Here is a 22669-nt window from a genome sequence, read left to right as displayed (position 1 = left end):
TAATAGGAGATAACAATGGGAACTTATGTTCTAACGGGTGGTGCTACCGGCATTGGGGCCGCCATCAAAGAAAAACTTCGCGCCCAAGGGCACCGGGTTGTCATCATCGATCTAAAAGACGGTGACTACCTTGCAGATCTTGGAGACCCCAAAGCACGCCAGGCCACCATTACGAAGGTTGCCACCGAAGTCCCTGTTATCGACGGTCTTATTACCTGCGCAGGGGTGGCCTCTCAGTTTCCCGACCCGGGGAAAATTCTCCAGATTAACTATTTCGGCACGACCGAGGTCATCGAAGGGCTTGAGGGTAATATCATCCCGGGGGGCCGCGTTATCGCCATCAGCTCGAACTCGGCGCCTATGAGCACGCGCCCAGATCTTATTGAAGCGATGCTAGAGGGCTCAGAAGAGAAGACGGTGGAGCTAGGCGGCAACCTCCACGGCCACGAGTGCTACGCCAGCAGTAAGGGCGCTGTGGCTCGCTACATGAGACGAAAAGCGCCGGGACTTGCACAAAGAGGCATATCATTCAATGCACTGGCGCCAGGATATATTTCCACGCCAATGACACAAAGCGTCGAAAATGACGCGGAATATGGCCCGCTGATTAAGGCTTTCGTGGACTCTATACCCATTGGTCGACCGGGACAGGCCGAAGACGTTGCCAATCTCGCTCTGTTTCTGCTTTCGCCTGAGGGGGCCTATGTCGCGGGATCAACGCTCGTTATCGACGGCGCACACGATGCCATGATGCGGCCAGATGCCAATTTATAAACACTAAACGCGCGGTCTGTGAATGGGACCCCATCACAGCGATTGCGCTCGATACGCTGGCCCTTTTGCCCGCGATAGGGAGATCCCGATATGAGCACCCAATACACGTTAAGCGCGCGTATCGAGCGCCTTGTCTCAGCGTCGATTATCGCAGTGAGCATACTGGGAAGCCTGTCTGCTCAATCAAGCGAAGTCCCCTGTGCCGTCTCATCCGACACCAAGCTTCCGTTCTTTGGCGATCTCCATATTCACACCCGATACTCCTTCGATTCCTTTCTTTCGAATCAAAAAAACGACCCCGATGGCGCCTATGAATACGCCAAAGGTAACGTCATCACACTCCCCGATGCCTATGGGGAGCAGACCGTATCTGCCCAAATCGATCGCCCTATCGACTTTGCAGCCGTCACCGATCACGGTGAGTTTTTAGGTGAAGTCGCGCTGTGTGACAGCGACTGGACGCAAGCTGGCTGGTGGACACCGGTCTGCCTCATGTCCCGCGCTCAGAATCTTTGGGTACAACTTTACGCGGCAAGTTTATGGACCGCATCAGGTGGGATGGAAGGTGAGGCGCCCGAGCGCGGCCTCGTGTGCTCGCTAGGCAACTGCGAGGAGAGCGCCCTCAATGTATGGGATGACATTCAGCAGGCCGCTGAGCGCCATTACGATCGCTCTGAGGACTGCAGTTTCACAACCTTTGTAGGTTATGAGTACACCCAAGGCCAAGAAATGGCCAACCTTCACCGAAATGTGATTTTCAAAGGCGAGGAAGTGACGCGGCTCCCTATCTCGGTCTTTGATACAGACAGCTCAGTACCCGAGTTATGGCGACGGCTTCGTTCGCAGTGCCTAGAGTCAGATTCCGGCTGCGATGTACTCGCCATCCCCCACAACCCGAACTTAGGGGGAGGTCTTATGTTCCCCGACCCCGCCACTGAGGAAGAAGCCATCAACCGGCTTGAAATAGAGCCCTTGGTTGAGCTGGTTCAACACAAGGGGGCCTCAGAGTGTCGCTTCGACCGGTTAGCCGGTGTCGGCATCGACACTGAGGACGAGCTCTGTGACTTTGAGCAAATACCGTCTGACAATCTAGCGATGCTGGGCAGTGTGAACGGGAAGATGTGGTCAGATCGCGGACTCCCCGTCAACGTCGCCAATTTCCACCGACGCAATATGATGCGCAACGTCCTGAAAGACGGGCTCGCACTCGAGCAAAAGACAGGGCTCAACCCATTCAGACAGGGTTTTATTGGCAGCACCGACACGCATACCGCGACCTCCGGTGGCGCGATGGAAAAAAACTATGTGGGGCATCTCGGTTCTCGGGACGCGACATTCCGAAACGTCCAAGATCACTTTGTCTCAAACCCCGGCGGTCTCGCTGTTGTCTGGGCTGAAGAAAACCGTCGTGACGCGCTCTTTGAAGCCATGCGCAATCGGGAAACCTACGCAACCTCCGGCACACGGCCGATTGTGCGATTCTTCGCGGGCGACTATGAAACGGACCTCTGTGATGATCCCGACGCACTGGACGAGGCCTACAAGTCAGGCGTTCCGATGGGCGGCGTGTTAGCGCGGAGCGAAGGGGATGCAACACCACGCTTCTTCGTCAGTGCGCAGCGCGATCAGGGCACTGATCTTCACCCTGCAAACCCGCTTGAGCGCATTCAAATCATCAAGGGCTGGGTAGATGAAGACGGGTCAACACATGAGCGTGTGGTGGACGTTTTAGGAAACGAAACGCAAGGCCTCGGCGTCGATATGAATAGCTGTGCCGCCACTGCACCTGGACATGCAAGCCTGTGCACTGTTTGGGAAGACCCAACGTATCGCCCCGGCGAGTCCGCGTTTTACTACGCCCGGATCTTAGAGACACCAAGCTGTCGCTGGAGCACACTCCAGTGCCAAGCCGCGGGTGTAAATCCCTTTTCGGAAAGTTGTGCCACCGAAGCTGACGCCGCTAACTTGCTGGCGAATGAGAACGGCGACTCAGGGAACATATACGGTATCTGCTGTACTAACCCAGAAACTGATCCGTTTTACTCGCCCACGATTCGTGAGCGCGCCTGGACGTCCCCTATTTGGCTTTCGACGACTCGTTAGCGAGGTGCAAAAAGACGGGAACTTCACCACCTCCATCAACCTCCAAATTGGCGCCGGAGATGTAGGACGCGCGATCCGAGCACATCAGCAGTACTGCGTTAGCCACATCTTGTGGTGAAGCCATGCGCTTTAGGGGCAACATATCGGCCACCCGCTTAAAGCCCTCCTCACCACCGTAGTGTTCAACGCCCGCCTCGTTATGAACCAAACCCACGATCAACGCGTTAACGCGTATTTGTGGTCCCCATTCCATCGCTAGCGACTTCGTCACGTTAAGCAATCCGGCTTTCGCAGCACCGTAGGCCGCTGTACCCGGGGATGGGCGCGCACCGCTGACGCTTGCGATGTTCACGATAGCGCCACCACCCGAAGCCTTCGTAAGAAGCGGATGCGCCTGCTGCGACAGCACAAGCGGTGCCAGCAAATTCAACGAGATGATTTTTTGAGTCAGCTCAGCGCTGGCATGAGCTGCAGCCACCGGCGGCCCGCCGCCCGCGTTATTAACCAAAATATCGAGTCGTCCAAAGCGCTCAGCAACAAACTCTATGAGCGCTTGAGATGCCGCGGGATCTCGAATGTCCGCACTGTAGAACGTGGCTTCGCTACCCTGAGAGGCGACTGGCTCTGCGGGCTCGCGCCGGCCCACAGCGATCACTTCTGCTCCCTGTGCCAGTAGCGACTCGCAGATCGCTCGGCCGATGTGACCCGCACCGCCTGTCACCAAGCATACTTTTCCGGATAGATCTGACATAAACGCCCCACTTGCACCCAATTACTGCGCGCAAACTCCGTTACGCATCAGCTTGTATATTCCATAGGCATTATGCCTCTTGCGCGCAGTGAGTCACCAATCGTATTTATCGTCTGAAACAATGATGCCCATGACTCTGGGGTAGCTCCACCGGAGCAGCAGATGTGGCACAGTAGAGCCTGCTAATCGCAACCCATCGCATTATCGCGACAGCATTTTGCTGAAATCTGTAAGGAACAAAGCATGACTAAAACTGTTATCGAATCACCCGCTGACCTCTACGACCTTGTAGGAAAGACCTTAGGGCCAAGCCCCAGCATGGAAATCACGCAAGAGCGCATTAATCAGTTTGCGGATGCGACCGGTGACCATCAGTGGATCCACATCGACGCAGAGAAAGCCGCCAATGGCCCGTTTGGCGCCACGATTGCCCACGGTTACCTAACCATGTCGCTTGCTGCGAAATTCATGCCGGAGATCATCGAAGTCCGCGGCATCGCAATGGGTGTTAACTACGGCACTGAGAAAACGCGTTTCCCCTCCCCGGTCACAGTGGGTTCGAAGTTGTCGGCAACGGGTACGGTGGTATCGGTTGAAGAGGCAAGCGGCGGCATCAAAATGATCCTGCGCATTGTTATGCAGGCAGAAGGCGCCGAGAAACCCGCCTGTATTGTCGACGCCATCAGCGTTTACTTCCCTGCCTGAGGTCCCTCATCAACAAACGCCAAACGGAGAAACAGAGCTGCGGTCATAACACCGCAGCCTCAATTTAAAAAAACCCCGCCTGGAGCGGGGTTTTTTGTGTCCAGCGGGTACTCAGACCTTAAACACGCGTTTTGCGTTCTCCCGTAAGAACTTCGGCCAAACCTCGTCTTTGAACGGGACGTTGGGCATATCGCCAAAGATGCGCTCCAACGAGAGGCCCATGGGGAAGTAGCCGGCGTACATGATCTTCTCAGCACCGCGTGTGTTGGCAAAATGCACAATGTCTTTGGGGTAGTGCTTGGGTGCAAACGCACTGGTCATGTAATACAGATTTTCATATTTCAGCATGAGCTTCCAAGCCAGGTCTGTCCAGGGCTCCGCACCGTGTTTCATGACCACCTTGAGCTCGGGGAAAAACCAACAGATTTCGTCGAGGTGCTCCACTTTCTGAGGCTCCATGGGAATACGGGGACCGGGCACACCAACGCAGGGGCAAAAAGGAATATCAAGATCAATGCAGGTGACAAAGATGGGATACCACTTCTTATCCGAGAGCGAGACCTGAGGGCAGAGCCCCGAAGGAAAAGCGTTCACTGACTTGATGTCGTACTGCTCTTTAAGGCGACGAATTTTGCGGACTTCATCCATCCCGTTATTGGGATTGCAGTCGTAGGACGCAAAAAAACGATCGGGATGTTTTTTCACCGCCTCGCACTGCGTCTCGTACTGCCCCTCGTCGACACCCAGCATCGCTTTTTCGATATTGAATTCGTCCATCTTCTCCAAGGTATAGGCAATGTAATCATCGCGCTTACCAACCTTAGGGAGGTCTTTGAACATGTATTGCGCGGGCATCTTGAACATTTGCCGGCTCTGCTCATCCATCAACAACGGGCGAATAAAGTCGTAAAAATTCGACGTGTCATCATTGGGTACGGCGAGCATCAGGTCGATGACAGGCACATCCGTCGGCATAGGCATGGTGCTTTCCTTGGTCTCTCAGTCGTTGGCGTACGTTACAAGCTGACGCTCATTTATGCATCACCCGAAAGAAGGGGGTAATCGGTATAGCCCTTAGCGCCTTCCCCCCCGTAAATGGTGCGCTTGTCCATGTCGTTGTAAGGCCCATCCGATTCAAAACGCGCAACAAGATCAGGGTTGGCGATATACAAGCGCCCAAAGGAGACCGCATCAACCTCGTTTGCCGCGATGCGTGTCTCGGCCTCTTCTGCCGTAAAGCTGTCACTTCCGATAAGTACGCCTGAGAAATTGTCTCGGGTCAGAGCGAGACTGTCGATCCCTGTCGAGGGCATGCGAATCGCGTGAATCCACGCTATTCCTTTTCTTTGTGCCATTCTCAGTAGAGCACCATAGGTTGCTTGAGGGTCCGCATCGACGTGGTCGTTGTAACGATTTCCAGGAGAAATTCGAAGTCCAACTCGCGCTATACCCATCACACTCGCTAACGCATCGATAACTTGCGCAACAAACCGCAACCGGTTCTCAAGAGAGCCACCGTACTCGTCTTCTCTCACATTACTGCCTGATGCGAGAAACTGCCCGGGCAAGTAACCCGATGCGCAATGCAGCTCAATGCCGTCAAAGCCCGCCGCCTTGCAGCGTTCAGCCGCCTGACGGTAATCCTCGATGACCCCCGCAATCTCATCGACCGTCATCGCCTCAGGCTCAGGCATGGCCTGCATACCTTGCTCGGTAAAAATTTCGGCTCGCGCGGCAATGGCTGACGGCGCCAGCATCCGTGTGCCCGTCGCTTTGTTGTCGGGATGACCAACACGACCGCAATGCATTAGCTGGCAGGCAATAAGACCACCTGCTCTATGAACGGCAGATGTCACCCTTGACCAAGCCGCGACATGCTCGTCATTGCAAATACCGGGGGTACGGTTGTAACCCTTGCCATCAAATGAGGGGTGCACTCCTTCCGTAATGATCAAGCCCGCGTTGGCCCGTTGCGAGTAATACGCCTCATGAAGCGCCGAGACGCAATCATCAACTTGTGACGCCCGGCTACGCGTCATCGGTGCCATGATGACGCGGTTTTTGAGTGTCATATCGCCGACCGTCAGGGGCGACAGCAAGTGCTCAAGGTTCATAGAGAAAATCCTTTAACGCGTTCGGATACTCGGGTTTTCAACACCCGCCCGCATCGTTTTCAAAAACTGCTCGTAAGGCGCAGGTGCCGCCACCGTGGGAAGCTCCTCAGAGGGAGGCTCACTCCAAAACTTTTGCCAGCTCGGAAACAAGCTATGGAAGGCGCCATCGTAATGATCGCGGTCTGGCCATCGCATTTTATTGTCACCGCAGGGCGGCTTGTTGAGGTCAGTGGCATAAAAATAACAGGGAAGCCGCCGTTTGAAATACCAACGCCCATCGATACGCTCATAATGATCCCAGTAGAGCATCTGCATGATCACCCATTCACACCCACCGTCCTGCGTGGGCGTTTCATGCTCATTTTTTGAGTACACGACGCCGACAGCGCGGTCAGGGTCTTCGAACTCAATGATGTGATTGCCAATATGATGCGAAGTCCCCGTAAATTGCACTCGCAACGTCTCGTCCATCCACTGCTTAAAATGCGCCCTCCCGACTTTATCTTTGCCAACACGGACATTTTCGGGGAAGAGATTCACTAAAGCGTCCATGTCGCGCATATCGAGCGCCAACGAGTATTTCGCAGCCAGTTGGCGAATTTCATCGATAGACTCTAAGCGATCGATGCGAGCCATTAGTGCTGAGTCAGTCATCCTCTTTTCCTCTTAAGCGATAGCGGCCTGACGGCCCGCGCGACGTCCGGAAAACGTAGCGTCACCGACAGAGCTTCCCGACGCGTAGCCGTCCCCGCGACGCGGCACACCACAGGCCGTCCTACCCGCGGCGTAAAGTCCTGATATGACATCACCCTGCACTGACAAGACCTGACCGTCCACCGTGGTATCCAAGCCGCCAAGGGTAAAGTGCGGTAGGAAAGCGCCGGCTCCCGGCGTGCAATCCAGCGCGACAAAGGGCCCCGTCAGGGGCTTTAGCCATTCCTTAGACTTATGGAATTGCTCATCATTACCGCTCTGTGCCGCGAGATTGTAAGTGTTTATCGTGTCGATCAACCCGCTGTCCGGCAAACGGAGTTCCTCGGCGAGCTCTGCCACTGTCTCCCCTGTACCAGCCACCGGCGCCGCAAGCCAACTCGCTGTTTCGTAGTCTGCGTAATCTTCCACATTCAAAACGAGGTAAACCGGGTAGGTTTGTCTCACGAGGTAGCAGCCTATGCGTCCATGGTAGGCATCTTCATTAATGAAGCGCTGCCCCTGTCCGTTGACAAAAATTCCATGGGTTAGCGTAGCCGGAGGATAAAAAGGAACACTCAAAAACCCCTCGTGCATATTAATTGCACGCGCTCCAACGCTTAATCCCATTTGAATGCCGCCACCAGTATCGTTTGGATTACCGATCGGAACAGTTCCCGCCTTTGCGAGCTCAGGCGCATATTGCTGCATCATTTCGGCATTCATCACAAAGCCACCAGCGCAGAGAATGACGCCCTTATTTGCACGGTAATACCGCTCTTGCATATCTTCTCGGACCACAAGTCCGACGACACGCTGCTCAGGCCCAAAAGCGTCAACAATCAAGCGCAAAGCCCGCGCCTCAATATGAATATCGATATCGCGCTGTTCTACCGCCTCGGTAATAATCTTGACGAATAAGGGCCCACCATTATCTCCCTCAACATAGAGGTTATGACCGCGCGGAGCATGCTTGTATTTATCAACATAGGGCCAGGCCTTCTCGCTGCCGGTGTACAACAAACAGTCGTCGGTCAACGCCATCATTGCGCGCTGAGGATACTCTGACATCTTAAAAGGGACGCCGAGCGCCATGAGCCAATCAAGATGTGCCGCACCGCCCTCTGCGTATGCCCTAACCTTCGCTGCATCCGCTTGTGGGCCGTTGGAGTCCATCAGGTATCCGTAGACATCTTCCACCGAGTCATCATAACCGACGGCCTTCTGTACCGTTGTGCCTCCGCCCAAGTAAAGCTCCGCTGAGGACAACTTTGTTGACCCACCACTCTCCGAGGCCGCCTCAAAAATGGCAACTGATGCACCATTATCAAACGCTTCGATCGCCGAGCAGGCACCGGCACCACCAAACCCGACAACCAGCACGTCTTTCTTATCAGTCCAAGTGACGACGTCTTTTTCTAATATGGGTGAAAAGGACACGGTGCTCCTCGCTGTTTTTATCGGTATAGCCACCAATGTATCGACTACCTTTGCGCGTCTCTGCCTCCGTTTGGACGATGGTGAACCCTTGCGTATACATCGCGACGGGGCGACCTTTAGCGCCGCGGCACTAATCGATAACAGGACATCGCATATGCAGTGGTATACCGGGAATACACTCTACGACACGCTTCTCATCGTCGGCTTCGCTTATTCGTTACTCGTCATGGTCTCTAGCGTTTTTGGCACGGCGGCCTATGGCGGCAGATTTGGGGGTGGCAAGCGAGCCAAGGGCATCAAGTTAGGTTCTAAAACTGGATGGATCCTTATGGAGTTACCGGGACTACTGGTATTCCCCGTCGTCTTTTTCATGGGGCCTAACGCCGATCAAAGTGTGCCGCTGTTCTTCTTAGCCGTCTGGATGTTCCACTATACCAACCGCGCGCTTGTGGCGCCGATGCTGATGAGGGTTCAGCCAGGCTCAACTGCGAGCTTCTCGCTCGGTGTTGTCATTGCAGGGTGGGCAACACTTTTTTTACACGGCTACTTCAATGCCGCCTACCTGACACAATTCGGTGAGCAATATACTGACGCATGGTTTAGTGATCCCCGCTTTCAAATTGGCCTTGTGGTCTATGTCATTGGTTTCTCGCTCAATGTGCACTCAGACAGCATTTTAAGAAATCTTCGCGCACCCAATCCGAGTCCAGACGAGCCACGCTATAAGATTCCCTATGGCGGCGGCTTCAAATGGGTGACCTGTCCTCAGTACTTCGGTGAAATTCTATCTTTCACCGGCTTCGCCATTATGGTTTGGAACCTAGGTGCTGTCTTTGTGTTGGCTATGACCGCGGGCAACTTGATCCCGAGGGCCTTGTTCACGCACAAGTGGTTCCACAAAAACTTCGATGACTACCCTAAGGCTCGCAAAGCCATCATCCCCGGCATCTTGTAGGTATTGCTAAACTAGGGTTGGTACCAAATGGCTGAGCTGATGGCGCGTTCCTGAATCGAGACAGGCGCCATGGGCTTGGTACCCAGCTGAACAGCATCGTAGGTCGACCATCGAGGTGTTGGAATTTCCAAGACTCGTGCGTAATAAAAAGCCTCTTGACTGGCGTCAAAGTCAGGGTCTTTCCACTGAGCCCGCAGTTGAGGCGAGCCAATGCTGTTATCAAACGTAGCTACAGCGGCATCGACAGTGGATCCAACAGGCGAGAGTCGTTTAGTGACACTGTCAATAACGCGATCCCCAGACCAAGCGACATCATATATTCGCTCTTGGCTCTCACCTTTGGCGTCGACCCAACCCTTGATCATTTGAATGCGGTCCAGGTTCGCGCCCACCGGGTCACGCTCGGCCACCACCACAAATTCGGGCGCCTCATTCTCGCCGCTTGCTACCAGAGTAGACCCCATGGGGACGCCCTTACCCCGCGCAATCGCATCAAAATTAGGCGACGTCGCTGTTTGGTTTGGGAAACTCCAGCCCGCAAAAACACTCACCACGATTCTAGGTCCTGATGTGGCAAATGTTTCACGGCGTTGCATGGCGTCAAAGAGTGCTTCTCGGGTATTTTCAGCCGCCCAAACACCTGCCAGACCACCCGAGCCCCACTTGCGAGCGGGCGTCATTATGTTGAGCCCAAGCCCTGCCGCGCCAGTTCTGAGACCGGCAGATCCATCCATCATGGGGAGTTTTCCGGTATACCCCTTTTCATTACTCGGGGAGGTCGCGTTGTGGCTGTCACTTGATCCAATGACACCAAACTTCAGGGGGTTGAATCCTTCACTGTGCGACATCGAGATGCCACTTCGCAGCGCATCACGCGCATAAGCCCCTTTGACGCTCGTCAATGTCATGTCACGCCCCGGTACTGTGCCCGCTATTTCGAAGTCAGCGAACTCATCAAGGCTCGACAGCAGTGGATGTGTCTCTGAGCTACCTTTGATCTGCAAAATCTCGCTCAGAGGTTCCAGCTCAGATCGATCGACAGGTGATAACGACTCGAGTCGTTTGCCTGTCTCGTCTGCAATGCGATAAGCGAGTCCTTCGCTGAGGTTGGGGTTATGAGGAATCGCCATTACTCGCCGTCCGAGGGCTCGCTCGGCTCGCAAAAATGCCCATAATTCGGGAGGGGTTGGCCCATCGATAGCGCTAAAGGGAATGTCAGGCAAACCCCCTCCGCCATAGATGATATTGCGGTGGAGGTGCGTTCCAACGTCGCCCGCATCGGCGGACCACTCCCAACCCGCAAAGGTCGTAAAGACACCTGGGGCATTATGGCGCTCTGCTGCCGCAATAATTTCTTCCCAAGCCAATCGATTTATGTCGGCGTCTACACCCTCGAGCGTCAGCTTGAAGCCGTTGTCTCGGATCAGACTCATGATCTCCCACCAGGACCGGGTTACCGTGAGTCGATTCTCTCGCCGGAGAATATCCGACAGCGCCTGCCGCGTCGTGGGCACATCTAAGTCAGAGAGTTTGGCTTGTCCCAAGTACTCCGCGTGGTCGGTAACCGCTGCGAAATCAAGGGCCCTGCTAATGGTCACGGGATACCCTGCGCCATGTGTCAGCGTCTCACCTTTGGCGAACCGATAGACATCGTCGGGTACTGCTCGCACGCCCATCGTGAAAGCATCGCTGGAGAGCGACGTGTGAATATGAAGATCACCCCAGAAGACTTGGGGGGTCTCTGCGACGACCGAATGCGGCGCATCGAACCCATTAGGGTTTGGGACAGGCACCACTGTCACGCGGGGCCCATCGAGCGATGGATCATCAATAGGTGTCAGCAGCTGGTATGTCAGATAAGAGAGAAGAAGCGCAAGAACCACTAGCGCCGTAATTCGGGTTGCACCTTTTTTTGATGTCACTCGCTGCATACGTTTCCTTCATCCCTCTAAAGCTCTGGGTCCTCTCTCGCTCACCCGGCTTGTGTGACTCTGACTACCCTTCCTGAGCGTCCATGCTGCGATAACGTGACAGGGACGCTTTATCCCCGCGTTAATAGATGATGGCCTCGGATCGCTCAGGTGGACCACCCAGCATCGCCCTATGAGACACCCGGAACTCGCCCTCATCGCGTATGCCAAGCTCCATGCCCAACTCGGCACCAACTAAGGTCTTACCTGCATACTTATCGATATCGGGGCTGATCGAGAGTGCGTAAAGGAGGTGCCCCGTGTACTCAGGGGTCTCTGCGACCTTCATGATCTCTTCATACTGCTCCGGATGCACTTCGGCTGCCATGAGTGCACGCTCGGTTTTCAACGGGCCCATCCAAATCGAGACAGCATTGACACCCGTATTCGAAAAGTCGTGTTGCATGTCGTGCGCAAATTTATCGATACCGGCTTTTTGAGCCCCATAGCCAGGGCCATGCATGTAGCAGTTCGCACCAAAGGACGAACCGAAGGCAATCAGGCCCGAACCCTGCGGCACCATGATATGGGCTGCGTGCCAGCTCGCCACATACGCCGATCGCAACCCTACCTCTAATATACCCGCCGCATCCAAACCCTTTTCCCAAAATGGCTTAGGACTAATCAGCTCCGGATGAATCATCGTCGCGTTGTTCACCAAGATATCCAGACGCCCAGAATGACGTTGAATCTCCTCGAACACTGCAGCGACCTGCCTGTCGTCTGCGTGGTCACAACGAAGGGCGATACCCTCGCCGCCCGCCGCCGTTACTTCAGCGGCTGTGCTATGAATTGTCCCTGGAAGCGGCGCGCCATCCCAGCCTTTGGCCTTACCGACAGTCTCCGCCCTACCCGTCACGTAAACACGCATACCATGACGCCCCAATGCGCGTGCGATACCCGCGCCGGCACCTCGACTCGCGCCTGTTACGAGCGCTACAGGTGTATCAGTGATACCCATAAGTTCCTCCGATAAAAAACCAGGGCCCGTTAGGCCCTGACACTGGGCTCCACCAAGCTCTCGGCGCGACTCACCAAACTATCGGTCATGCCATGAAAGCCATCGCGCAGCGCAGAACCCAAACTCATACTAACGAGGCCCGACAGCCAACCCCTGAGCTCAAAGGTCGACCGGTACATTGTTTTTCCATCGCCAGACGCGGCAATTTCATGTTGGCGATAACTGTGAAGCAGCAGGCCCACAGGTTTCATTCGGTACTCAAAAAGCTCGCCCTCGACGACCCGGCTCACAAATTCAACTTGATCACGCGTGTTGCTTCCAAGTGCAACTGTCATGGAAATAGGTGCACCTACGCGCAATTCGGCATCGCATGCAGTCACGAAGGGGTTCCACTCACCGTAGCTCGAAAAGTCGGTAATTACTTGCCATACGATCTCTTTTGGCGCGGCGATCTCCCGCAAAAACTCAATCTTCATCGTATTGACGCCCTCGTTAGTGCTGTCGTCAGACGCAATGATTAACGCCTCTGAATCAACACGTGCTAACCCGCTGATGCGAGTATTTGATTATCTTCAAGCTTATTAGCTGGTTGGTGAATACACCACGTGCCCGCAGGGTGGTAAATGTAGGCAACACAGCTATTACAGTTATCGCACAACGATTCACCACCTTCTTCGCGCCAGCGATTCACCAGATCAGGCTCTCGTAAAAAGGCTCGAGCAACCTGGACAGCCTCAAAGCCTGCGGCCATACATTGCGCGACATTGTCCGCCGACTTGATGCCTCCCAGATACGCCAACGGCAGATTAACCGCCTCACGGATCTTGGTAGAGTACTCCCAGAAATAGAGCTCTTTGAATTCTATCTTGGGGACAGTGGCTTGGGTTGAAGCGATCGCCATCCCGCTCAAAGACCACTTACCCATCACGCGCAGCATGGCATCCAAGTTCATATTACTGCCAAAGGTAAACCAGCCGGACTCCACGTTACGGCCACCCGAGAGCACCAACATGTCAGCGCCAGCCGCCTCAAGGACTTTGGCGGTAACGATGCCGTCTTCGAGTTGCGCGCCTTTGCTTCGGCCATCCGCGACATTGATCTTAGCGATGACCGCCATGCGGTCCCCTACCGCGGCCTTGACCGCTTTCAACACCCGTGCCGGGAATCGCGCTCGGTTCTCGGCGCTTCCGCCGTACTCGTCTTTTCGGTTGTTATCGAGAGGGGAGAGGAACTGATTCAAAAGGTAGCCGTGCCCCATGTGAATCTCCACGGCATCGAATCCCGCGTCGAAGCAACGCTCGGCAGCGTTCACGAATAAGTCGACCATACGGGCCATGTCTTTTTCATTCATCGCACGACGAAACATATTCCCACGAAGCAAGCCCGCGGGATTGAACCCCGAAACCGAGCTTTGTAAGCGTCTAGGTACAAAGACACCGGTCACAAAACTACCGCCGTGAGTGATTTGTGCCGCAATTTTGCCGCCCGCACCGTGGACAGCATCTGTCACCGCGCGCAGGTCAGCCATAGCCTCGTCATGGATCCACACTTGATCAGGCAGTGTTCGGCCGTCTTTCTCAACGGCCACATAGGCCATGGTGGTCATACCAACGCCGCCCTTAATGAGCGCCTCATGATGCATGCGCATGGCGCGTGTGGGACGCCCTCTCTTGGACATGTTTTCGTTTGCGCCCGCTTTGATGAAGCGATTGGGCAACGTAATGGGACCGAGGGTCAAAGGCTCATAAGCTGTCGATAACATGTCGTCGTTCAACCATAAATGTCATAGAGACTCAGTATACCCAGCCCTCCTACCAGACCATCGTCCCTTTGGAGGGTGGACACCGAGCCGAAGACGGGTAGAAATACGATAATTACTGCGGGTAATGCAGGACGACCAGTTCAGCCGAACCTCCATGTTCCTATCGGCAGCATTTGGCGCAATGAGTCATGAAAAAGTGTTTAAGGAGCTCGGCTGGACACCCCGCTCTCTTTCCGACACCGTCCTATGCCATCCGCTGGTATCGCACAGAGAACCTCTAACGGCACAGGAGTCGACCGTGAAGAAAATTGCCCTTTTACTCGTTGTCATAGCGGTTACCGCAGCGGGGTTCACCGCAGGCCGATTTACGGCCCCTGCCCCACGATTCGATGCACAAACAGTAGATACCTCGAATCCTATGGATGCTGCCTTCGAGGAGTTTATTCAGGCTCAACGCGATACCTTGGCTCTTTACAAAGCTCATGAAAATTTTGACGATCCCTTAGCGGCGGCAGAGGCCTATCGCGGCGTCCTGTACACCATTGTGGGCTCCATCAAATCGGGGGCGCTGATGTCGCATGAATACCCTCGCGCTATGCGCGGTGTCGACTGGACCAGTAAGGCAGGTCTCGACAATCCCGATAATAACTACTTTTTCGCTCTGCTCGACGACGAAGGTAGTTATCGGCTTCATGGAAAGCGCGGCAATACCACTCAGCTCATTTTTCAGCTGGTTATTGGTGTCCCAGGAGTGGGTAACGCAGGCTCCAGCACCAATGTCGATGTGCTGTATGACGAAGACCTCGTCCTCGATGAAGAGGGCAATTTTGAGATTATAGTCAGCCCTGAGCGGCCCGATGACGCCAAAAACTGGATGAAAAATGCACCGGGGGCCGAGTCGCTATTAGTCAGATTCACGCACTCCAATTGGGAAACCGAGCGCATTGACCCTTTGTACATCGAACGCCTCGATACCGATGGAGAGCCTCCCGCACCGTTAACGGAAGCCTCGTTGGCTGCCGGTTTAAAACGCACCTCACAGTCCATGTACGATCGAACCGCGAGCTGGATCGCAATCGCCGATCGCATGTGGTCGCTGGTTCCCAATAACTCTATTTTCAATATGCGGGTAACCCCGGGTGGTCTGGTTGGTCAATACTCAGCCTTCGGCAACTTCAAGCTCGCCCCTGAAGAGACCATGCTCATTGAATTTGGAGATACTGGCGCGCCTTACATGGGGATTCAATTAGGCAATCGGTGGTTCGTCAGTATGGATTACGAGAACCACACGAGCACCCTGAATATGAATCAGTTGGGATGTCGTGAGGACGAGAGCCGCTGTTATGCACTGATCTCACTCGAGGATCCGGGTGTTGCAAACTGGCTAGATCCGGCGGGCCATAATGAGGGGCTCATTTTTATGCGGTGGCAGGGTCTTGACTCACCACCTACTAAAGCAGATCAGCCACGGACGCGCGTGTTATCCCCTGAAGAGTTAGCCACTTACATTGAGAACCTTCCCAAGGTATCACCCAAGGAGCGACGCAGCGCGGTTCAGGTCAGGCGCAGAGCAGTTCATGAGCGCTTTGGTGGCTAGTGCCTAGCTCTATGCGCTCAAAACCCTAGAAACCCTCTGCCTCATGGGACGCTTTCCATACTAGCCCCGGGAACAAGCGCCGCATCATGACACCGAATTTGGTCTGCTTGCCCGGATAAGCAAAGGGCCTGCCGCTCTCGAGGCACCGCTCTACCTCGGCAATTACCTCATCGGGTGTCAACGTCTCACCCTTGGCCGGCAACTTCGGTACCACAGTGGCTTCCGCTTGTCGCCACAGAGGCGTTGCAACCGCCGGCGGACAAACGCAACAAAAGCGCAGACCACTGTCGCGATTTTCGTGGTAGAGAATTTCGCTGTAATGCTGAACCGCAGCCTTACTCGAGGCATAAGCGCCCATAAGTAGCCCGGGGATGATTCCCGTCATCGACGAGAAGCTGATGAAGTCGCCGTAGCCTCGCTCGAGCATGGGTGGTAAAGCTGCGGTGGCAACATTCGCTAAGCCCCCATAGTTGACCGACATTACCTTATTGGTGACACGCGGATCTTCGTCAACGAGACGCCCAAAGGGCATGATGGCCGCTGCATTGATGACTCGCTCGATGGGGCCTAACGATGATTCTATTGTTTTGAAAGCGCCAGCCACTGCGTCTGAGTCCGTAATGTCGACTTCAAACCGATGCACGGTATCAAAGCCCGAAGCCGTCTCAGCCATGCCTTCACTATTCACATCGAGAATGGCAACGGTTGCACCCTCTTTGGCAAGCTGTCTCGTCCAGGCTTGACCCATTCCGCTACCACCCCCAGTTATGACGGCTAACTGACCTGTGAATGCCATGACGACCCCCTCTGTTTCACTTTTATCGTCGCGCTTTCCCGCTCGTTATTAAATTGGTTCTCGTATTGGACGCTAAGGCTCCGGTGTAAATTCGATCGGCATCGCTTTGATTGTCGAAATGAAGAACGATCGCATATAGGTAATATCGCCCGCTAGTCGCGGGTTCCTCAGGCGCGGCAGCAACTCCTCAAACATGATGCGCATTTCAAGTCGCGCAAGGTTAATGCCCAGACAAAAGTGCTGGCCAATACCAAAGGAGCGAATCTCGCGATTGAGCGTTGGCATGCGCTTCATCCGGTGAATATCAAAGGTGAGCGCGTCATCGCCAAACACGTCTTCGTCATGATTCACCGAGTGGTAGTGCATGACGATCTTGTCGCCCTTTTTGAATCGATAGCCCTGCCACTCAATGTCCTGCGTGGCGGTCCGACGCATGGCAATGAACGCTGTGTTGTAGCGCAGCATTTCCTCAACGGCAGCCGCAATATCTTCAGGATGGTCCACAAGATGCTGCAGTTGATCTGGGTTTTCCATGAGCAGCCTCAAACCATGCGCAATGGCAGTCCGCGTGCTTTCGTTGCCGCCAACCATCAGCAGAATAAACACCCATGAAAACATGTCATCGGTAATGGGTTGACCGTCTATTTCGCCCTCGAGGAGCGCTTGGATAATCGGGCCAGTAAAACCCTGGCGTTGTTTCTGGGCAAGCTCAGCGGCGTAGATCATGACTTCAAACGAGGCCGTTTGCGCGTCCTCCATACCCCCTGCGACATCTGGGTCATCGGCGAATGCCATGGTATTGGTCCATTTAAAGAACTGCGCGCGGTCTTCAAGTGGCACACCTAAAAGCTCTAGGATCGCCATCAAGGGTAATTCAGCCGCCACCTCCTCGACAAACTCACACTCACCGCGCTGTGCGACGCGATCGATAATATTCTTCGCCTGCTCACGAAGCCATGGCTCCATGGCAGCCACAGCCTTAGGTGTAAACGCGTCTTTCACAACGCGTCTATGCGTGACGTGATTAGGCGGATCCATCGCAATGAAACTGTTGTCATTCATGATTTTGGTGACTTCGCGCGCGGTCTCGTCCGGTGGTTCCATGGGGAAAGGACCTTCCGTTTGCGATGAGAACAGCGCAGGGTTCTGTGAAACAAAATCCAGCGCATCTCGTTTCACCGCGGCCCAATAGGGAACACCCGTCGCGGGGTCCTCATACCGGACAAAGCTTCCTTTTTGACGCGCAGCAGCGAGTGCCTCATAGGGCATACCAGAACGATACGCATCAAGGTCAAGCGGATGGGTAAACGGACAACCAGACATAATGTAATCCCTCTAATGCTGAGTGATGGTGATGTTCTTAATACGGGCAAACATCGACTCAGACCTGCACAACAGGGCGTCGACCCATCCAAATCTGATCACGTTGTTAAAACCTGAAATGCGTAGAGCTGTCTCTCTTAGCAGCTGCGTAGCTCAACTTACGCATTAACGCCACACACTATCGGGTTTGCACCTCACTGACCCTTGCACAAACCGCCCCCAGCCCAACGGTACGGCTCGCAGTTGTAGATGAGACGCCCATTTTCGCCGTACTGCCAATCGAGCACCCTGATCGCACTCTCAGGTGGCATGCCTCCCGACGCTTTATCCTGCAGGGCACTGTTTTGTAGCGGATAACGCGCCCAATCCAGCGGCGCCCTCCACCCAGGCGGTGGCATGAGCTCGGAGCGCGTACCGGCAACCGGATACAGATTACGCCAGTGACGAATCTCTCTGGCCAGTTCATCGACTATATCGGGATGCTCTGATGCAAGGTTCGTGTATTCATTGGGGTCAGTGTTGATATCAAAAAGAAAGTTACTGACTTCTACTGAGCTAAACCCTGTCTCGATCCGCTGTACCAGTTTCCACTCATCATTGAACGCCGTGACATTGACCGTATTTTTAAAAGGCGACTCGGCAATAAAAAATAACAACCGCTCTCTGGGCGAGGCTTCGTCCTCAACGATGGCGGGGAGTAAATTTCGGCCATCCAATCGATAACGTGTAATGGGTTCGATTCCTGCGGCAGCAAGCAATGTCGGTAAAACATCCATCACCGACATAATCGAATTGACCTGGCCTCCCGCGATAATTTTCTCAGGCCAGCGCATCGCGGCCACGACGCGGATGCCACCCTCAAAGGTATCGCCCTTGCCGCCCCTAAGTGGCGCATTGTCAGCCCCACCGGTGGCATAAACAGCACCACCATTGTCGGAGAAGAACAGTACGATGGTGTTGTCCGCAAGTCCCTCAGCATCCAGCGTGTCCAGGACTCTACCAATGGATTGATCCATGCCGTCGACGACCGCGGCATACATGGGCCGCGCGCTCTCGCGGCCGGTTATTTTTGCCATAAATCGCGTTTGATCGGCCCGCTCACTCCGTGATTTACCGCGGTCGTCCCCCATATCTGCGTACTTGGCTTTTAATTCATCAGGCGCATCAAGCGGTGTGTGAGGCGCAATAAACGGCATATAAATGAAAAAAGGCTTCTCAGGGTCTCTTTCCAAAATGTAGCGACTGACCTCTTCTGCAAGTAGGTAGCTCTCGTAGCCCTGATCGTCGATTGACACCCCGTTTCGCTGGAAGTCCTTCCCGCCTAAGCTTGCGAACGGCGGGAAAAACCCGACTTCCGTGTGCAGGTGGCCATAAAAATGCTCAAAACCCCGAGAGTTCGGGTGATACGTCTGTTGCGCGTGTCCCAAATGCCACTTACCCACCATAGCCGTTTGGTAACCGGCACCGAGGAACAGTTCGGGAAGAAAGGTCTCTTGGGGATGAATACCGTTATTTTGCCAGGGCATAATGGTTGAATAGGCCACGCCCAATCGAATGGGATCCCGACCCGTCATCAATGCCGCACGAGTGGGTGAACATATGGGCGTTGTGTAAAAACGGTTGAGCTGCACGCCCTCCGCGGCAATCCGATCCAGTGCGGGTGTCTCAATAATCGGGTTTCCATGGAATCCGACATCGGCCCAGCCAAGATCATCCGCCACCATTACGATCACGTTGGGTCGCTCAGACGCCGCAGCCACAAGGGATACGAATGTCGCGCTAAAGAGCAGCGCGAAGGCCCCTATTCGGACCATATTGCACCTTCCTATTCTCGCTTATTCTTGTTTTTTACTCTGTCGCCTGTCGATGCCATTAACGATGATTTGGCGAACGGCCACAGATTAGCCTGCCAAGAACAAGAGTGAACAGTATGCGGCGAAGAAATCTTTTAGTCAGTTTGAGTGCCGTTGCCTTGATCGCGGCTGTTACAGAGCGCGATACCCTCGAGCAAGCGGTCCGGGAGACGGTTACGCGTTTCGCGGGCCAGGCAGCCGTGTCAAACATGTCATCCCTCGTTGCCGAGAACAACGAGCGTGGCCTTGCTGCGGCCGAGCTCATTACGCTCCCCATATCCGTTACTGAAGTGGCAAGTGGGATTTTCCAAGCATCGGGCGTTGGTAACTCCTTCGCCGTAACAACCCGTGATGGCAACGTCATATTCGATACAGGACTGATTATTCAGGCCAGCGAGCAGGTGACAAAATTAAAAGCCCTGATTGGCGATGCAGAGCCCCAAAAGATCATTCTAAGCCACAGCCATGCAGACCACGTCGGTGGCACACGGCTCTGGGACCGTGGTCAAGCCGAACTAATCGCGCATGAGGAATTTGAAGAGGAACAGCGCTATCTAACGGAGCTCAATCCTTACCTCCACCAAAGAAATAGGGTCTTATTTCCGTGGATTCCTGAGTCACCCCGCACGCTTGTAGGCATGAACTTTCGAGGGCTTATTCCCGATACGCGGGTGCGTAATGGCGAGCCCTACCGTTTTTCGCTTGGTGGCAGACGATTTGAAGTACACGCAATGCCGGGAGCCGAGGGGGCAGACAACGTTGTTCTGTGGTTACCCGATGAAAAAATACTGCTCTCGGGCGATTTTTTCGGTCCTCAGTTTCCGCAATTTCCCAACATCTTTACGATGCGGGGCGAGAAGGTCCGCAAACCCATTGAGTACATCGCGTCCCTCAACACGCTCCTCGCTCTTGAGCCAGAAGTGATCCTACCCAGCCACCTTGCACCGATTAGGGGCGCAGAAAACATCGCAGCTGATATGCGGAAAATTCGCGATGCAGTGCAATACGTTCATGACGAGACCGTGGCTGGCATGAATGCAGGCTATTCGCTCGAAACCGTCATGGCGGAAATTGCATTGCCTAAAGACTTAACGTTGTCACAATCTCACGGGAAGGTCAGTTGGGCGGTTAAATCGATTTGGGAGTACTACGCGACTTGGTTTCACTTTGATCGTACTAGCGAGCTATACCCCACTTCTCAGCGCGCCATTTTGGCCGATGTCGCTAGGCTCATCGACCTTGAGGCGGCCCAATTACAGGTACGAACCTATTTGAATGACGCACAGCCCGAAAAAGCGCTACTGCTACTTGAGTTGCTCGAGGGAAGTAGGGCTTCAGAGACACTCAGAGCGCTGCGCACACAGACACTGCTACAACTCAAGCAGCAAGCTGAGCCGCTGGGCAATGACTACGAGCTTTATTGGCTGGACAGCGAGCTTGAAAAGCTTCAATGACGCACAAAACATTGCTCGAGACGCCGCGTGGACGTGTCGTTCGTGCTGTCAAAGCAGATATCAGTCCGAAAGGAAGAATTTTCGCCCCCCTCAACCGGACTAAGACAAGACTTCACCACGAGTTGCTCTGACGCATCCCGTCCCCTATGTTCATCGTATCTAGTGATAACAAAACGCATACAACGAGGATCCTATGACTGACCGTTTAACCGTCGTCTCCACGGACTGCCACGCCGGACTGCCGATTGCTCAATACAAACCCTATGTCGATTCGAAGTATCACGACTTCATCGACATGGCTGTCGACGTACAGATCGACATGATGGATAAGGCTGAACAACAGTTTCTCATCAAAGAGATCAACGATGAGTGGCGAGCACCCATTCAGCAGGAGCTTACCGGTGCTTGGGAATACAGCGAGCGGCACAAGATGCTGGCGAAAGATGGCATCGCGGCCGAGATCATCTTCCCTGACGGTATTACAGAGCAAAACACGCCACCGTTTGGTGCAGGACTTGGCTTATCGCCCAAAGACGCCGTGCCTGAGCTTCAGTGGGCGGGTGCCATGGCACACAACCGCTGGCTGTCCGAGCTGGTCGAGAATGACCCCAAGCGACACTTTGGCGTAGCCTCAATTCCGCTTCTTTTCGACGTTCAACAAGCTGTTGACGCGGCACGATGGTGTCACGAGAACGGCCTCAAAGGCGTTATGTTGCCAACGATGTGGGGCGAGCATGCGGCGTACCACGACATCAAATACGATCCATTTTGGGAGATTTGCGAAGATCTGGGCATTGTTATCCACTTCCATTCGGGACCGGCGCCACACAATGAGTACTTCGGCCCCGCATTCCCCAATGAAGACCGAAGCGCGGAGTTGCCCGGGGCCATGGGCGCTTATGTCTCAGAGGTCATGTTCTGGCTCTATCGGCCGTTGACCTTCATGCTCTGGGGCGGTGTATTCGAGCGATTCCCTCGCCTCAAGGCCATGGTAGTCGAGGGCGGCACAATGTTTATGGTGCCCTCTTGGCTGATGCTCCTCGATCACAACTACACGGACATTCAGTTCTCGGCAAAGCTGGGCGATTTCCGATCACACCTCTCTATGGCGCCGAGTGAATACTTCGCACGTAATTGCGGTATTGGCGCGTCGTGTGTGCCAAGACGAGACCTCGATATGAGAGATCAAATCGGCCTTGAGCAAATCATGTGGGGCAGCGACTTCCCACACCCAGAAGGCACGTGGCCAAACACAGCCCAATACTATCTCGATACGTTCAAAGGATTTGACGCGGAAGCAGGACGCAAGATTTTGGGCGGTAATGCCATCGAGTTCTACGGACTCGACCGAGCCTACCTTGATGGCCTTGCCGCCAATATTGGACCGTCCAAGGATATATTTGCGGCTTAATCAAAAACAA

Annotated in this window: 19 protein-coding genes; 7 read left to right on the top strand and 12 right to left on the bottom strand. The window is 54.3% G+C overall.

Annotation, left to right across the window (positions count from 1 at the left end; translation table 11 throughout):
- Nucleotides 1-15: 15 nt before the first annotated feature.
- Together E0F26_RS07410 and E0F26_RS07405 are read left to right on the top strand one after the other, a co-directional pair.
- Complete coding sequence (locus E0F26_RS07410) at nt 16-774, top strand: SDR family oxidoreductase (protein ID WP_279241032.1); 759 nt, start codon at nt 16-18, stop codon at nt 772-774.
- Nucleotides 775-864: 90 nt separating this feature from the next.
- Nucleotides 865-2877 carry a DUF3604 domain-containing protein gene (locus E0F26_RS07405; protein WP_279241031.1) on the top strand — a complete coding sequence of 671 codons (2013 nt, stop codon included), beginning with the start codon at nt 865-867 and terminating at the stop codon, nt 2875-2877.
- Here the strand turns inward: E0F26_RS07405 and E0F26_RS07400 are convergent.
- Entirely contained in the window at nt 2852-3628 is a 777-nt protein-coding gene (locus tag E0F26_RS07400) for an SDR family oxidoreductase (protein ID WP_279241030.1), read from the bottom strand. The genes E0F26_RS07405 and E0F26_RS07400 overlap by 26 nt on opposite strands.
- A 243-nt stretch (nt 3629-3871) precedes the next feature.
- On the opposite strand from E0F26_RS07400, the gene E0F26_RS07395 reads away from it, so the two are divergent.
- The gene (locus E0F26_RS07395) at nt 3872-4333 is read left to right on the top strand and encodes a MaoC family dehydratase (protein ID WP_279241029.1); all 462 of its coding nucleotides are present in this window, start codon (nt 3872-3874) and stop codon (nt 4331-4333) included.
- Between the two features lie 111 nt (nt 4334-4444).
- On the opposite strand, the gene E0F26_RS07390 is transcribed toward E0F26_RS07395, so the two are convergent.
- The 4 genes from E0F26_RS07390 to E0F26_RS07375 are packed head-to-tail and all read right to left on the bottom strand — an operon-like array spanning nt 4445 to nt 8577.
- Nucleotides 4445-5314 (bottom strand): amidohydrolase family protein, encoded by an 870-nt coding sequence (locus E0F26_RS07390; protein WP_279241028.1) that lies wholly within the window; start codon nt 5312-5314, stop codon nt 4445-4447.
- A 53-nt stretch (nt 5315-5367) separates the two neighbouring features.
- Nucleotides 5368-6447, bottom strand: a complete 1080-nt coding sequence (locus tag E0F26_RS07385) for an alkene reductase (RefSeq protein WP_279241027.1) — start codon at nt 6445-6447, stop codon at nt 5368-5370.
- A gap of 12 nt (nt 6448-6459) precedes the next feature.
- Nucleotides 6460-7101 carry a nuclear transport factor 2 family protein gene (locus E0F26_RS07380; protein ID WP_279241026.1) on the bottom strand — a complete coding sequence of 214 codons (642 nt, stop codon included), beginning with the start codon at nt 7099-7101 and terminating at the stop codon, nt 6460-6462.
- A 12-nt stretch (nt 7102-7113) separates the two neighbouring features.
- On the bottom strand, nt 7114-8577 hold the full coding sequence (locus tag E0F26_RS07375; RefSeq protein ID WP_279241025.1) for an FAD-dependent oxidoreductase: 1464 nt from the start codon (nt 8575-8577) through the stop codon (nt 7114-7116).
- Here E0F26_RS07375 and E0F26_RS07370 point away from each other — a divergent pair.
- The gene (locus E0F26_RS07370; RefSeq protein ID WP_279241024.1) at nt 8561-9532 is read left to right on the top strand and encodes a phosphatidylethanolamine N-methyltransferase family domain-containing protein; all 972 of its coding nucleotides are present in this window, start codon (nt 8561-8563) and stop codon (nt 9530-9532) included. The two genes, E0F26_RS07375 and E0F26_RS07370, sit on opposite strands and share 17 nt — an antisense overlap.
- Before the next feature lie 11 nt (nt 9533-9543).
- Here the strand turns inward: E0F26_RS07370 and E0F26_RS07365 are convergent, their stop codons facing one another.
- From E0F26_RS07365 to E0F26_RS07350, 4 genes are all read right to left on the bottom strand, one after another.
- Nucleotides 9544-11454, bottom strand: a complete 1911-nt coding sequence (locus E0F26_RS07365) for a DUF3604 domain-containing protein (RefSeq protein WP_279241023.1) — start codon at nt 11452-11454, stop codon at nt 9544-9546.
- 130 nt (nt 11455-11584) lie between these two features.
- On the bottom strand, nt 11585-12463 hold the full coding sequence (locus E0F26_RS07360; RefSeq protein ID WP_279241022.1) for an SDR family NAD(P)-dependent oxidoreductase: 879 nt from the start codon (nt 12461-12463) through the stop codon (nt 11585-11587).
- A gap of 29 nt (nt 12464-12492) precedes the next feature.
- Nucleotides 12493-12939, bottom strand: a complete 447-nt coding sequence (locus E0F26_RS07355) for an SRPBCC domain-containing protein (RefSeq protein WP_279241021.1) — start codon at nt 12937-12939, stop codon at nt 12493-12495.
- A gap of 65 nt (nt 12940-13004) precedes the next feature.
- Nucleotides 13005-14237, bottom strand: a complete 1233-nt coding sequence (locus E0F26_RS07350) for an NADH:flavin oxidoreductase (RefSeq protein ID WP_279241020.1) — start codon at nt 14235-14237, stop codon at nt 13005-13007.
- 286 nt (nt 14238-14523) lie between these two features.
- On the opposite strand from E0F26_RS07350, the gene E0F26_RS07345 reads away from it, so the two are divergent.
- On the top strand, nt 14524-15822 hold the full coding sequence (locus E0F26_RS07345) for a hypothetical protein (protein ID WP_279241019.1): 1299 nt from the start codon (nt 14524-14526) through the stop codon (nt 15820-15822).
- A 25-nt stretch (nt 15823-15847) separates the two neighbouring features.
- On the opposite strand, the gene E0F26_RS07340 is transcribed toward E0F26_RS07345, so the two are convergent.
- From E0F26_RS07340 to E0F26_RS07330, 3 genes are all read right to left on the bottom strand, one after another.
- Nucleotides 15848-16618, bottom strand: coding sequence for an SDR family NAD(P)-dependent oxidoreductase (locus tag E0F26_RS07340; protein ID WP_279241018.1), 771 nt, complete (start codon nt 16616-16618; stop codon nt 15848-15850).
- Between the two features lie 72 nt (nt 16619-16690).
- Entirely contained in the window at nt 16691-17941 is a 1251-nt protein-coding gene (locus E0F26_RS07335) for a cytochrome P450 (RefSeq protein ID WP_279241017.1), read from the bottom strand.
- 194 nt (nt 17942-18135) lie between these two features.
- Nucleotides 18136-19755: a sulfatase-like hydrolase/transferase gene (locus E0F26_RS07330; protein ID WP_279241016.1), complete on the bottom strand. Its 1620-nt coding sequence runs from the start codon at nt 19753-19755 to the stop codon at nt 18136-18138.
- A 116-nt stretch (nt 19756-19871) separates the two neighbouring features.
- Between E0F26_RS07330 and E0F26_RS07325 the strand changes: the two genes are divergently transcribed.
- Both E0F26_RS07325 and E0F26_RS07320 read left to right on the top strand, forming a co-directional pair.
- The gene (locus E0F26_RS07325) at nt 19872-21248 is read left to right on the top strand and encodes an MBL fold metallo-hydrolase (RefSeq protein ID WP_279241015.1); all 1377 of its coding nucleotides are present in this window, start codon (nt 19872-19874) and stop codon (nt 21246-21248) included.
- A gap of 193 nt (nt 21249-21441) precedes the next feature.
- Nucleotides 21442-22659: an amidohydrolase family protein gene (locus tag E0F26_RS07320; RefSeq protein WP_279241014.1), complete on the top strand. Its 1218-nt coding sequence runs from the start codon at nt 21442-21444 to the stop codon at nt 22657-22659.
- Nucleotides 22660-22669 lie beyond the last annotated feature (10 nt).

It is taken from the genome of Candidatus Paraluminiphilus aquimaris (genome assembly GCF_026230195.1).
In the GTDB taxonomy this organism is placed as follows: Bacteria; Pseudomonadota; Gammaproteobacteria; order Pseudomonadales; family Halieaceae; genus Luminiphilus; species Luminiphilus aquimaris.
This window is presented reverse-complemented; position numbering and strand designations above follow the sequence as displayed.

Bases quoted from the DNA above. Each gene is read 5' to 3' on its own strand.
- E0F26_RS07390 (WP_279241028.1), bottom strand. From the start codon at position 5,314: ATGCCTATGCCGACGGATGTGCCTGTCATCGACCTGATGCTCGCCGTA.
- E0F26_RS07325 (WP_279241015.1), top strand. From the start codon at position 19,872: ATGCGGCGAAGAAATCTTTTAGTCAGTTTGAGTGCCGTTGCCTTGATC.
- E0F26_RS07395 (WP_279241029.1), top strand. From the start codon at position 3,872: ATGACTAAAACTGTTATCGAATCACCCGCTGACCTCTACGACCTTGTA.
- E0F26_RS07410 (WP_279241032.1), top strand. From the start codon at position 16: ATGGGAACTTATGTTCTAACGGGTGGTGCTACCGGCATTGGGGCCGCC.
- E0F26_RS07355 (WP_279241021.1), bottom strand. From the start codon at position 12,939: ATGAAGATTGAGTTTTTGCGGGAGATCGCCGCGCCAAAAGAGATCGTA.
- E0F26_RS07400 (WP_279241030.1), bottom strand. From the start codon at position 3,628: ATGTCAGATCTATCCGGAAAAGTATGCTTGGTGACAGGCGGTGCGGGT.
- E0F26_RS07335 (WP_279241017.1), bottom strand. From the start codon at position 17,941: ATGTCTGGTTGTCCGTTTACCCATCCGCTTGACCTTGATGCGTATCGT.
- E0F26_RS07360 (WP_279241022.1), bottom strand. From the start codon at position 12,463: ATGGGTATCACTGATACACCTGTAGCGCTCGTAACAGGCGCGAGTCGA.
- E0F26_RS07370 (WP_279241024.1), top strand. From the start codon at position 8,561: ATGGGTGAAAAGGACACGGTGCTCCTCGCTGTTTTTATCGGTATAGCC.
- E0F26_RS07340 (WP_279241018.1), bottom strand. From the start codon at position 16,618: ATGGCATTCACAGGTCAGTTAGCCGTCATAACTGGGGGTGGTAGCGGA.
- E0F26_RS07385 (WP_279241027.1), bottom strand. From the start codon at position 6,447: ATGAACCTTGAGCACTTGCTGTCGCCCCTGACGGTCGGCGATATGACA.
- E0F26_RS07330 (WP_279241016.1), bottom strand. From the start codon at position 19,755: ATGGTCCGAATAGGGGCCTTCGCGCTGCTCTTTAGCGCGACATTCGTA.
- E0F26_RS07380 (WP_279241026.1), bottom strand. From the start codon at position 7,101: ATGACTGACTCAGCACTAATGGCTCGCATCGATCGCTTAGAGTCTATC.
- E0F26_RS07320 (WP_279241014.1), top strand. From the start codon at position 21,442: ATGACTGACCGTTTAACCGTCGTCTCCACGGACTGCCACGCCGGACTG.
- E0F26_RS07405 (WP_279241031.1), top strand. From the start codon at position 865: ATGAGCACCCAATACACGTTAAGCGCGCGTATCGAGCGCCTTGTCTCA.